Source organism: Microbispora sp. NPDC046973 (genome assembly GCF_040644495.1).
GTDB lineage: Bacteria > Actinomycetota > Actinomycetes > Streptosporangiales > Streptosporangiaceae > Microbispora.
In genome coordinates this window covers 31,580-43,005 of sequence record NZ_JBEYWQ010000046.1, presented here as the reverse complement: position 1 = coordinate 43,005, position 11,426 = coordinate 31,580, and the positions used below count along the sequence as shown (strand labels likewise).

The 11,426-nt window shown below is 70.9% G+C and carries 11 protein-coding genes; 5 read left to right on the top strand and 6 right to left on the bottom strand.

Annotated features, from left to right (window positions below):
- Positions 1-69: 69 nt before the first annotated feature.
- A complete protein-coding gene (locus ABZ860_RS40090) occupies positions 70-372 on the bottom strand; it encodes a LysE family transporter (protein ID WP_357231092.1) in 303 nt (100 codons plus the stop codon).
- Positions 373-495: 123 nt separating this feature from the next.
- Positions 496-885 (bottom strand): hypothetical protein, encoded by a 390-nt coding sequence (locus ABZ860_RS40085; protein ID WP_357231089.1) that lies wholly within the window; start codon positions 883-885, stop codon positions 496-498.
- Positions 886-1,394: 509 nt separating this feature from the next.
- Between ABZ860_RS40085 and helR the strand changes: the two genes are divergently transcribed.
- Positions 1,395-3,542 (top strand): RNA polymerase recycling motor ATPase HelR, encoded by a 2,148-nt coding sequence (gene helR / locus ABZ860_RS40080; protein ID WP_357231086.1) that lies wholly within the window; start codon positions 1,395-1,397, stop codon positions 3,540-3,542.
- A 33-nt stretch (positions 3,543-3,575) separates the two neighbouring features.
- Here helR and ABZ860_RS40075 read toward each other — a convergent pair whose 3' ends face one another.
- Positions 3,576-4,319, bottom strand: a complete 744-nt coding sequence (locus ABZ860_RS40075) for an SDR family oxidoreductase (RefSeq protein WP_357231083.1) — start codon at positions 4,317-4,319, stop codon at positions 3,576-3,578.
- A gap of 271 nt (positions 4,320-4,590) precedes the next feature.
- On the opposite strand from ABZ860_RS40075, the gene ABZ860_RS40070 reads away from it, so the two are divergent.
- Positions 4,591-5,469, top strand: coding sequence for an RNA polymerase sigma-70 factor (locus tag ABZ860_RS40070; RefSeq protein ID WP_357231079.1), 879 nt, complete (start codon positions 4,591-4,593; stop codon positions 5,467-5,469).
- A 60-nt stretch (positions 5,470-5,529) separates the two neighbouring features.
- Here ABZ860_RS40070 and ABZ860_RS40065 read toward each other — a convergent pair whose 3' ends face one another.
- Complete coding sequence (locus ABZ860_RS40065) at positions 5,530-6,528, bottom strand: transcriptional regulator (protein WP_357231076.1); 999 nt, start codon at positions 6,526-6,528, stop codon at positions 5,530-5,532.
- 70 nt (positions 6,529-6,598) lie between these two features.
- On the opposite strand from ABZ860_RS40065, the gene ABZ860_RS40060 reads away from it, so the two are divergent.
- The 3 genes from ABZ860_RS40060 to ABZ860_RS40050 all read left to right on the top strand — a co-directional run bounded on the left by ABZ860_RS40060 (position 6,599) and on the right by ABZ860_RS40050 (position 9,321).
- Positions 6,599-7,378 (top strand): DeoR/GlpR family DNA-binding transcription regulator, encoded by a 780-nt coding sequence (locus ABZ860_RS40060; protein ID WP_357231073.1) that lies wholly within the window; start codon positions 6,599-6,601, stop codon positions 7,376-7,378.
- 355 nt (positions 7,379-7,733) lie between these two features.
- A complete protein-coding gene (locus tag ABZ860_RS40055) occupies positions 7,734-8,954 on the top strand; it encodes an MFS transporter (RefSeq protein ID WP_357231070.1) in 1,221 nt (406 codons plus the stop codon).
- Between the two features lie 106 nt (positions 8,955-9,060).
- On the top strand, positions 9,061-9,321 hold the full coding sequence (locus tag ABZ860_RS40050) for a GntR family transcriptional regulator (RefSeq protein WP_357231067.1): 261 nt from the start codon (positions 9,061-9,063) through the stop codon (positions 9,319-9,321).
- Between the two features lie 36 nt (positions 9,322-9,357).
- On the opposite strand, the gene ABZ860_RS40045 is transcribed toward ABZ860_RS40050, so the two are convergent.
- Positions 9,358-9,957 (bottom strand): GNAT family N-acetyltransferase, encoded by a 600-nt coding sequence (locus ABZ860_RS40045; protein WP_357231064.1) that lies wholly within the window; start codon positions 9,955-9,957, stop codon positions 9,358-9,360.
- A complete protein-coding gene (locus tag ABZ860_RS40040; protein WP_357231061.1) occupies positions 9,954-11,426 on the bottom strand; it encodes an APC family permease in 1,473 nt (490 codons plus the stop codon). The genes ABZ860_RS40045 and ABZ860_RS40040 overlap by 4 nt, the downstream gene beginning before the upstream one ends.

Sequence of the window (11,426 nt, the reverse complement as noted above, 5' to 3'; positions counted from 1 at the left end):
GCCGACCCCCCCGCCTTTGCACCGGGGCCGGCCGGCGGGGGCCCGCGCGGGGGCCCCCCCGTACGGCCGCTACGCGGCGCGGGCCGCGGGCGCGCGCCTGGCCTTCCACAGCGACTGGACGCCCATCACGATCAGCAGCGCCGCGCCCACCGCCTTCATCGCGCCGTAGGCGACCTCGGAGGCCAGGACCAGCGCGGACAGGCCGAACACGGCGGCCATCGCCCACAGGAAGATGCCGGTTTCGTTGCCGAGGAGAGCGGCGACTCCGGACGAGCGCCCGGCCTTGAGCGTCTGCCGCAGGATCACCGCGGTGCTGACACCCGGGATCATCGCGAGCAGGAGGCAGGAACCGACGAAAGCGAGCCAGATCACCGGCTCATCGTCCCGGCCCGCGCCCGAGCGTCGCAACCGCTTTCCCGCGCCCACGGCGAAGCGGTCCACGGCGGTGGAGAACCGCCTGGCCGCGGACGCGGGCGAGGTCGTACAGGGGGCTGGTCAACCTGTGGGGACGCACATCGCGTAAAGCTCGACGCTGATCTTCTCGCTCGTCGGGTTCACCACGACGAAGTCCCAGGCGTTCTGGACAGCGCCAGGAGCGTCGCTCGTGCTGCCGGGCGCGCTCACCGGGAACGCCACCGGCTTGTTCACATCATGGGCTCCGTTGAAGGCATGACCTCCGCCCACGGCCCGCAGGCCCTTTCCACACGCCACGTTCGTCGACAGGATGCCCCGGCCGTCGACCTCTCGCGTCTCCTTCACCACGGTCACGTCCGACCCGTGGGACTGCTTCGCCGCAGCGATGCCGCCCAACGCGAGCGCCACCAATGCCAGGGCTCCGACCCCGGCCAGTGCGATCTTCCCGCCCAGCAATCCGTGTGATGCCATGACGCTCCGCCTCCGTCGTCCGTCCTGTTGATCAAATCACGGAAAGCGGGAAGCCGGCCTCGCAACCGACCACTGGGACGCCGGCACCGCAGGAGGCGATGGGAAAGGGGATTATCCGCTCCTTTCCATTTTCAACGTATAGCGCACAGGGGGGCTTGCGGCAAGACCCCGGTCGTGCCGCACAATCGTCGGCCGGAAGCAGCGCCTGCGGAAACGGGGGGAAGCGCGTGCGTGTGTCGTTGTCGGCGTATGGGTCCGGCGCGGTCGGCGGGGAAGGGCCGGTGGTCCAGGCAAGCCCAGTGGTTCAAACGAGCCCAGCGCCCGCCTGAACCACGCGGGATCGTCACGCCAGACGCCAGGAACACGAGAACCTGCGCACGCCGGCGACCTGAACCGGCAAGAGCCACGGGTGCCCACGTCCGTTCGTCATGGCCACCGGGTTCGTCACCGCGGTTCAGGCGCCTTCGTGCGCGTAATGGTCGCAAGCGACCCAGATCGGAGCTGATTACGTGAACCCGCTGCCGACCAGCGCGTTCGACATTCCCGACCACCTCTCCCACAAGGCCGATCCGAGGCTGATCGCCGCCGATGAGCAGCACTTCGCGGCCATCGCCGAAAGCCTCGAACAGTCGATCGCCGAGCTGTCCGACCGCCTCGACACCGAGCTCAGGGCACCCGGCGGCACAGGCCGGCAGGCGCTGGACCGGGACCTGGAGGTCCACCGGCTGACCGCTCGCCTGCGTGTGCTGCGCCGCTTCGGCCTGGACTTGTGCCTCGGGCACATGGTCGGCGCGGACAACTCCGAGCCGGTGTACATCGGACGGCTCGGCCTCACCGACAGCGCGGGCCGCCGGCTGCTGCTGGACTGGCGCTCCCCGGCGGCCGAGCCGTTCTTCGGAGCCACCCACGCCAACCCGATGGGACTGAGCAGCCGCCGCAGGTATCGCTGGACCCGCGGCCGGATCAGCGACTACTGGGACGAGGTGTTCACCCCGGACGGGTTCGAGGGTCACGCCGCGCTCGACGACCAGTCCGCCTTCATCGCCAGCCTCGGCAGCAGCCGGTCGCCGCGGATGCGCGACGTGCTCGGCACCATCCAGGCCGACCAGGACGCCATCATCCGCGCGGGATCCGAGGGCGCCCTCGTCGTCGACGGCGGTCCGGGCACGGGGAAGACCGTCGTCGCCCTGCACCGCTCCGCCTATCTCCTCTACTCCGACCCTCGGCTCGGACACCGCCGGGGCGGCGTGCTGTTCGTCGGCCCGCACCAGCCCTACCTGGCGTACGTCGCCGACGTCCTGCCCAGCCTCGGAGAGGAGGGCGTGCAGACCTGCACCCTGCGGGACCTCGTCCCCGAGGGGGCCGCGGCGGCGATCGAGACCGACCCGGACGTGGCCCGCCTGAAATCGTCGGCGGATCTGGTGAAGGCCGTCGAGCCGGCCGTCCGGTTCTACGAGAACCCGCCCACCACGGAGATGACGGTCACGACCCCCTGGTCCGACATCCGGCTGAGCGCCGACGATTGGGCCGAGGCGTTCGAAGCACCGGAACCCGGCACTCCGCACAACGAGGCGCGCGACCAGATCTGGGAGGAACTGCTCACGGTCTTGGTGGACAAGCACGACGGCGACGCCCCGGCCGAGCTGGTCCGCAGGTCGCTGCTGCGGGACAGGGAACTGCTCACGACCTTCAACCGCGCGTGGCCGCTGATCGAAGCGACCGATCTCGTCGGCGACCTGTGGTCGGTGCCCGCTTACCTGCGGATGTGCGCTCCGTGGCTCGACCTGGACGACGTACGGAAGCTGCAGCGCGCGGACGCCCAGGCGTGGACGGTGTCCGACCTGCCGCTCCTGGACGCGGCACGGCAGCGGCTCGGCGACCCGGAGGCATCCCGGCGCAGGCGTCGCCATGCCGCCGCTGTCGCGGCCCAGCGCGAGGGCATGGCGCGCGTCGTCGACGACCTGATCGAGGCCGACGACTCCGAGATGCTCGTGATGTCGATGCTGCGCGGACAGGACCTGCAGCAGGCCCTGGTCGACGAGTCCGCACTACCCGCCGCCGACCCGGACCGGCTCGCCGGCCCGTTCGCGCACATCGTCGTCGACGAGGCCCAGGAGCTCACCGACGCGGAGTGGCAGATGCTGCTGCAGCGCTGCCCCTCCCGGAGCTTCACCATCGTCGGGGACCGCGCCCAGGCGAGGCACGGGTTCACCGAGTCGTGGCACGAACGGCTGAAGCGGATCGGGCTCGACCGGATCACCCTGGCCTCGCTGAGCATCAACTACCGGACGCCGGAAGAGGTCATGGCGGAGGCCGAGCCGGTCATCCGGGCCGCTCTCCCGGACGCCAACGTGCCGACCTCCATCCGCAGCGGCGGCGTCCCCGTCTCGCACGGATCCGTTTCGGATCTCGGCGCGATTCTCGGCGCCTGGCTCGCCGAGCACGCCGACGGGACCGCCTGCGTCATCGGCGACCCCTCGTTCGAGGAGACCTCACGCGTCCGGTCGCTGACCCCCGAGCTGTCGAAGGGGCTTGAGTTCGACCTGGTCGTCCTCATCGACCCGGACAGGTTCGGCGAGGGCATCGAGGGAGCGGTCGACCGCTATGTCGCGATGACCCGGGCGACCCAGCGACTCGTCATCCTCACCAGCTCCTGACGCCGGCCGTCCGCCCCCTGCCGGAGGAGGCGGTCACCACCCGATCGGGCCGAGGCGGTCGGTGAAGATCCCCGTCGGCCCGTCGGGGCCGATCATCGCGAGTCCGACGATCGAGTCGGTGCCCTCGGTGACCGTCAGCTGACCGGTGTGATTGTTCATGTCGGTGGCGGCGAACGTGCGGTTCTCGACTTCTCCGGGGGTGGTGGCATTGAACTTGATCTTCGGGAGCGCCTGGGCGTACCGGACGGTGATCATGTTCAGTGCCGCCTTCGACGAGCTGTAGGCGAGCTCGTGCATTTTCGAGACGGGCTGCTCCGGATCGGTCACGACCGCGAAGGAGCCGCCCGCGCTGGACACCATCACCACTCGCGGATGGTCCGCCGCCTGCAGCAGGGGAAGGAACGCGTGCGTGACCCTGATCGGTCCGTACACGTTGGTTTCGTAGACGGCGTGGATCTCCTCCACCGTCGCGTCCGCGGGCGCGGTGACCTTTCCCGGTGTGCCAGCGTTGTTGATCAGCACGTCCAGGCGGTCGGTGTGCTCGCGGACGAGCCGTACGGCCCCGGCCACCGACTCGTCCGAGGTCACGTCCAGCGGGACCATGACCACGTCGACGCCACCGGCGGTCAGTTTGTCGGCGGCCGCCCGCCCCCGGTCCTCGTCACGCGAGCCGAGGAAGACCGTCCACCCCTCTTCCCCGAGCCGCCGGGCCGTCTCGAGACCGAGTCCCTTGTTGCCTCCGGTGATCAGCACCGAGGTCCGCTCCGCGTTCGTCATCCGTCCTCACTCCGTGGAGTCGCGTGCCGCGCGAATCGTCCGCGCGGCGTTGACGAACACGAGATGCCGGTGCCCCGATCCTTGTGACAGCACGGCTGTGTGACGTACGCCACCTGTCACCGCAGTCACAGAAGCTCGAGAATCGGCATCTTGTGCGTGTGGCCCAACAGGTGTGGCCCAATCGAGAGCGATCAGGCAGGAGCCGGTGATGAGCGAGGGACAGGTGGACACACCGGCGGATACAGCCGGGCCGTTTGCTCATGGGGAGCCCGTGGACCCGGCCACGGAGGCGTTCGTCGCCCACCGCAACCTTCTGTTCACCGTGGCCTACGAGATGCTCGGCTCGGCCGCGGACGCCGAAGACGTCCTGCAGGAGACCTGGCTGCGCTGGGCGGGCGTCGATCTCGGCACCGTGCGGGAGGAGCGCGCCTACCTGGTGCGGATCGTCACCCGGCAGGCGCTGATGCGGCTGCGCGCGCTCGGCCGGCGCAGGGAGTCCTACGTCGGGCCGTGGCTGCCCGAGCCGTTGCTCACCGCACCCGACGTGGCCGAGGACGTGGAACTCGCCGAGAGCGTCTCGATGGCGATGCTGCTGGTGCTGGAGACGCTGTCGCCGACCGAGCGGGCGGTGTTCGTGCTGCGCGAGGTCTTCGACCTGGACTACGACGAGATCGCCGAAGCCGTCGGCAAGACCCAGGCCGCGGTCCGCCAGATCGCCCACCGGGCACGCTCACACGTCGCCGCCCGGCGCCCCCGCGACACCGTCTCCCCGAACGAGACCCGCGATGCGCTGGACGCCTTCCGGCAGGCGGTCGAGACCGGCGACCTGCAACGCCTGCTCGACATCCTCGCCCCCGACGTCGTCCTACTGAGCGACGGCGGCGGAATCAAGAAGGCCCTGGCCCAGCCCATCGTGGGGGCCGGCAAGGTGGCTCGTCTCCTGGCCGCCGGCCTGGACAGGTTCGGCGCCGAGGTGTCGGTCGAGCCGGTGCAGGTCAACGGCCACCCGGGTCTCGTCATGCGGATCGACGGGGAGATCGACGGCGTCGTGGCGATGCGGATCGAGGACGGGCGCCTCGCGGAGATCTACTTCATCCGCAATCCCGAAAAACTGTCACACGTGGAACGCGAGACCGCGCTGAGCCGCTGAGCCGCTGAGACCGGGACGACCCGACCCGGCGGTCAGCGCCGGCACCCGGCGCCGTCCGCTTCAGCGTCCGGCGCCGGGTTCGTCCTCCGGCGCCGCGCCGTACATCCGGGACAGGTCCGCGACGGCCTCGGCCATCAGCGCGCGCAGGCCAGCCGGCTCCAGCACCTCGACCAGGACGCCCATGCGCAGGAACAGCCACCGGGCGTGCGTGAGGGACTCGATCGGCAGCGTCAGCCGGGTCCAGCCGCCGGGGTCCGGCTGTCCGTCGGCCAGCGCCTTGTCGACGACGTCTCCCCCGAGGGTGAACCGGAGGAGGTCCTCCGCGCCCGGGGCGAGCCGCACCACCGCCTCGGCGGTGTACATGCGTGAGGCGAACTCCGCGGCGAAATCGCGCCAGAACTCGGCGAGGTCGAAGTCCTGCGGCCGTTCGAAGCGCTCCGGCAGCACCTCGGCCTCGATGATCCGGCCCACTCGGTAGGTCCGGACCGTGCCCGAGCAGGCGGCGGCGAGATACCAGGAGCCACCCTTGAGAACCAGCCCGTAGGGGTGCACCAGCCGCTCCACCTCGGCCGGCCCCCACCGGCGGTAGCGCAACCGCAGCACCCGCTCCTCCCACACCGCCTCGGCGACCTCCGTGAGGAACGGCGCCTCGTCGGCGCCGCGATACCAGCCCGGCACGTCGAGGTGGAACCTCTCCCGCATCCTGGCCGCGTGGGAACGCGGCTCGGGCGGCAGCGCGGCCAGCAGCTTCAGCTCCGCCGCCGCGGCGAAGTCGGCGAGCCCGAGCTCGGCGGCCGGGCCGGGCAGGCCCGCCAGGAACAGGGAGGACGCCTCCTCCACGGTCAGCCCGTTCAAGCGGGTGCGGTAGCCGTCGAGCAGCTGGTATCCGCCGAGCGGCCCGCGGTCGGCGTAGACGGGCACGCCGGCGGCCGACAGGGCCTCGACGTCCCTGTAGACGGTGCGGACCGACACCTCCAGTTCTTCGGCGATCTCCGTGGCGGTCATCCTGCCGCGCGTTTGCAGCAGGAGCAGTAGGGACAGCAAGCGGCTCGCGCGCATGTGACCAGTCTGCCACCTTTACAAAGTAGATTTATTTGCTTTCGCACATGGGCTGTGTTCAAATGCACGCATGGAAAGTGCCGACCGGATCCGGGCCATCATGAACGCGCTGCGTACGTCCGACAGCGTCTCGGTGGCCGAACTGGCGCTGGCGTACGGCGTCTCGGAGATGACCATCCGGCGTGACCTGGACGAACTCGCCCAGCAAGGGGTGGTGCGGCGGGTTCGCGGCGGCGCCCTGAGCCTGCTGCTGCGTGGCGAGGAGCCGCCGTTCGGCGTGCGCGAAAGGGAGGCGGTCGACGCCAAGCGCCGCATCGGCGCCGAGGTCGCGGGCCTGCTGGCCGACGGCGAGGCCGTGCTGCTCGACGGGGGCACGACCGCGCTCGAAGTCGCCAGAGCCGTGCGCGAGCGCCGCCTGACCATCCTGCCGCTGGCGCTGCAGGCGGCTCAGGAGCTGGCGGGTGCGCCCCGCATCCGCCTCGTCCTGCCCGGCGGGGAGGTGCGGCACGGGGAGATGAACTTCGTGGGACCGCTCACCGAGACGTCGATCAAGGCCCTCCGGTTCGACACCGCGGTGATCGGCTGCTGCGGCCTGTCGGCCGAACATGGCCTCACCGCACACGACCTGCCCGAGGTGGCCATCAAGCAGGCCGCGATCGCCTCGGCCCGCCGTGTCGTCGTCGCGTGCGACTCGGGGAAGTTCACCCGCACCGCGTTCGGCGCCGTATGCGGGCTCGACCGGCTCGACGTGGTCGTCACCGACGAGAACATCCCCAGGGACCAGCACGACGCCCTCACCGCCGCCGGCGTCGCCGTGCGCACCGTCCCCGCCTCCGTCCCCGTCACCTGAGCACCGCCTATCCTGGGCGGAACCCGGCCGTCGCCCGAGTCTCGGGGTGCCGCTCTCCAGGGATGGCACTCGCGTCGCTTCCGGATCGGACCCGCGTCGGCCCCGTATCGGGCCAGGGCCGCGCGGATGTGCGCGGCGGGAACACACCCCGCAGCCGCCCCTTCCCAGAGCCCTTCCCCACGCAGTCCTGCCCTCCGGACTCCTGGCCTGGAGTCCCGGATCCGGGCCGTCCCTGGGTTTGGCGCCCCTGCGCGCCGGGAGGCGCGAACACCTCGGTTGATCGTTCGCACAACTTGCCGCGACGACACAGACGAACCTTCCAATACGAACCTCCCAGTGCCTCGAGGAGCACCACATGGCCTTGTCCGCCCCCGCCCGCCCGGCGCTTCTGCGCGCCCGCGTGGCCGTCTACGGACTGTTCCTGCTGGCCGGCATGGCCATGGGCACGTGGACCAGCCGGATCCCCGCCATCAAGGCGGCCCTGGGGCTGAGCGACGGCGCGCTCAGCCTGGGACTGCTCGGCATCGCGGCCGGCGCCATCACCGGTATGCAGGCGGTCGGCAGGTTGGTGGACCGCTACGGCAGCTACCGGACCATGCTGCCGGTGGCCATCGCCCAGGGCCTCGTCCTCGTGCTTCCCGCCTACATGCCGAACCTGCCGACGCTCGCGCTCTCCCTGTTCGCGTTCGGCGCGGTCTGCGGCACGCTCGACGTCGCGATGAACGCCAACGCCGTGGTGGTGGAGCGGGCGTCCGGAAAGTCGATCATGTCGTCCTTCCACGCGGTGTTCAGCGTCGGAGGGTTCGTGGGGGCAACCGCCGGCGGCATGTTCGCCCACGCCGGGGTGAGCCCCGGCGTCACCTTCGCGGCGATGGGTGCGGTGATCCTGCTCATCGCCCTGCTGAGCGCCCGCTGGGCGACGCGGGACGACCCGGCGCGGGAGGCGGCGCAGGCGGGCTCCCCCGAGGCGCGACCCGCACGCCGTCGCATCGGCGGCACCGTGCTGCTCCTCGGCGTCCTCGCGTTCTGCTGCATGATCGGCGAAGGCGCCGCGGCCGACTGGGGCTCGGTCTACCTCCGCGACAACCTGGGCTCCTCCCCCGGCTTCGCCGCTGCCGCGTACGCAGCGTTCTCGATCATGATGACGGCGGGCCGGTTCGCCGGGGACCGCCTCGCCGCCTGGCTGGGGCAGGTCACGCTGGTGCGCTGCTGCGGGGGGCTCGCCGGGACGGGTCTCGCGGCCGGGATCCTCATCGACGAGCCGGTCGCCGGGGTCGTCGGATTCGGTCTGTTCGGCGCGGGCCTTTCGTGCATCATCCCGCAGGTGTTCTCGGCCGCCGGGCACCGCGACCCGGCCCAGTCGGGCCGCGCGCTCGCCGCCGTGGCGAGCCTCGGCTACACCGGCTTCCTCGCCGGTCCCGTTCTGATCGGCGGCCTGGCCGAGGCCGTCACCCTTCCGCACGCGCTGCTCGTGCCCGCCGTGCTCGCGCTGTTCGTGGCCCTCACCGCTCCGGCGCTGCGCTCGCCCCGTCCGGAACTCGCGGCCGATCGTCACGCCGAGCCCGCCCGCGACTGAGGCGGTGCGCCACAGCGACCGAATCGCGAGCCACGAGCCGGTGGGGAACGACGAGCCGCGGCGGAGCGCAGGGGTTGGATCGGGCGGGGCCGGGCAGTGGAGGGGCGTGGCCGTCACCAACGATCCCGAGGAACCGGTCCCCGCGCACCGGCGGCTCGCGGCGATGCTTCGCGAGGAGATAGTGCGCGGCCGGATCGAGCCCGACCGTCCCCTGCCGTCCGAGGAGCGCCTCGTGCGTGAGCACGGGTTCGCCCCCGAGGACATACGCCGCGCCGTCGAGGTGCTCAGCGGCGAGGGCCTCGTGTACACGATCGAGGGACAGGGGGCGTACGTGTCCACCCGGGCCGAGGAGACGGGCGGCGGCTGAGCGGTCAGCCGGCCGTCCCGTCCTCCATCGGTACGGCTATCCGGCCTGCGCGGAAGAGCGGGGCTCGCGCCACATGGGGTACATGACCGGACCGCCGGGCAGGCGCAGCAGCTCGGGCATGTCGACGTAGCCGTGGCGGAGATAGAGCCGCCGGCTCGCCTCGCTGCTCGCCTCCAGGTAGGCCGGGATCCCCTCGGCGTCGAGCCTGCGGTGATGCTCCTCCAGCAGCAGGGTGCCCAGGCCGCGGCCGGTCCTCCCCCGCTCCAGCGCGATGAACGCCAGATAGTGGTGCGGCTCCTGCGGGTGGAGCTTTTCCGTCAGCTCCCCGAAGAGGCGGTAGCGCTCGGCGTTGTCTCCGGCGAAGGACGCGATCGCCTCCTGCTCCCCGGGGATCTCGGGGAACGGCGCGGCGAACCAGACCGCCACACCGGCCAGCTCGCCCGACTCGTGGACGCCGTAGACATCGCCGTGCTCGAGCGCGTGCCCGGCCCACAGGGTGAAGAACTGCCGCTGCATCGGCAGCCGGTCCTCCGCCCGTGGAATGAGCCAGCCGGTGATCTCGTCGGTGTGGAAGGTCTCGGCGATGAGTCCGCCGGCCGCGTCCGCGTCCGTCATCCGGGTGATCTCGACGGTCATTTGACACCCCCGCCGACCGCCTGGGCACCCAGGCCGATGTTGGCGTACACCTGGGGCCGGATCGACTTCAGCACCCGGCCCCAGATGAGGCCGAAGACGATCGCGACGACGAAGATGCCGGGCAGGATCCAGCGGAGGATCGAGTCGGGCTCGACTCCGAGGACCGTGTCGAAATTGATCAGGGTGAGGCCAATGATCACGCAGAGCGCCACGATCGACAGGGCCGGGGCGATGCGGGTGCGCCAGGTCGTCTCCCCTCGCGGATCACGGGCGAAGAACACGATCACCGAGATCGAGGTGACGGTGAGCAGGGTCAGCAGTCCGAGACCGCCGAAGGTGCCGAAGATGAAGAACATCTTGGTGACCGGGTCGAGGCCGGAGACCGCGTAAACGATGATCACGATCAGCCCGAGCACCGTCTGCAGCACCGACCCGGAGATCGGAGCGGCGGTGCGGGCCGAGGTGCGCCCGAAGACCGAGGGCAGGACGTTCTCCCGGCCCAGGGCGAAGATGTAACGGGCCGTGGTGTTGTGGAAGGCGACCATGCACGCGATGCTGCTGGTCACGAACAGCACCGAGCCGATCGTCGAGACGGCGGTGCCCAGGTGGAGGGCGGCCTGGTTGAAGATGAGCCCGGTCCCCTGCTTCGAGGCGGCCTTGACGATCCCGTCCGGACCGGTCGGCACCGTCTGCGCCCAGGCGGAGAAAGCGTACAGCACGGCGATGATCGCGATGCCCAGGTAGGTGGCGATGGGCACGGTCCTGTGACGGTCCTTGGACTCCTCGGCGAAGACCACCGACGACTCGATGCCGGCGAACCCCGCGACGACGGTGGCGAGCGCGGCGCCCACGCCGGGCACGAACAGCGCGCCGGGGGTGAAGCCCTCGAGGCTGAGACCGGCCGGGCCGGCGTGGGTCAGATCGCCGAGGTCGAACAGCAGGACGATGGCGATCTCGCTGACCAGCAGGATGGACAGGATCTTCCCGTTGACGTCCACCCGCAGCAGGCCGAGCACGCCGGTCAGCGCCCAGGCCACCAGCGCGATCACCCACCACGGGGGCGAGCCGCCGAACCAGTCGACGAGCAGCGGCTCGGCCGCCGATCCGATGATTCCGTAGAGGCCGAGCTGCAGCGCGTTGTACGCCAGCAGCGCCACCCAGGCGGTGGCCACTCCCTGGGTCCGGCCGAGCCCCTGGGCGGCATAGGCATAAAAAGCGCCCGCGTTCACCACGTGCCTGGCCATCGTCACGTATCCGACGGCGAATAGCGCGAAAATAGCGCCCAGCATCAGGAATGCCAACGGGACGCCGATGACGCCCGTGACCGTGTACGCCGTCGGGACCGAACCCGCGACGACCATCAGCGGCGCCGCCGCGGAGATGACGAAGAACACGATGGACGGCACGCCGAGCCGGTCCTCGGCCAGTGCGGCGGTGACGGCGCTGGGCCGTTGCTGTGTGAGGGACAC

What these genes read in the sequence shown, in the direction of transcription:
- ABZ860_RS40085 (WP_357231089.1), bottom strand. Translation starts at nt 885, where the DNA reads ATGGCATCACACGGATTGCTGGGCGGGAAGATCGCACTGGCCGGGGTC.
- ABZ860_RS40075 (WP_357231083.1), bottom strand. Translation starts at nt 4,319, where the DNA reads ATGACGAACGCGGAGCGGACCTCGGTGCTGATCACCGGAGGCAACAAG.
- ABZ860_RS40065 (WP_357231076.1), bottom strand. Translation starts at nt 6,528, where the DNA reads ATGCGCGCGAGCCGCTTGCTGTCCCTACTGCTCCTGCTGCAAACGCGC.
- ABZ860_RS40060 (WP_357231073.1), top strand. Translation starts at nt 6,599, where the DNA reads ATGGAAAGTGCCGACCGGATCCGGGCCATCATGAACGCGCTGCGTACG.
- ABZ860_RS40055 (WP_357231070.1), top strand. Translation starts at nt 7,734, where the DNA reads ATGGCCTTGTCCGCCCCCGCCCGCCCGGCGCTTCTGCGCGCCCGCGTG.
- ABZ860_RS40045 (WP_357231064.1), bottom strand. Translation starts at nt 9,957, where the DNA reads ATGACCGTCGAGATCACCCGGATGACGGACGCGGACGCGGCCGGCGGA.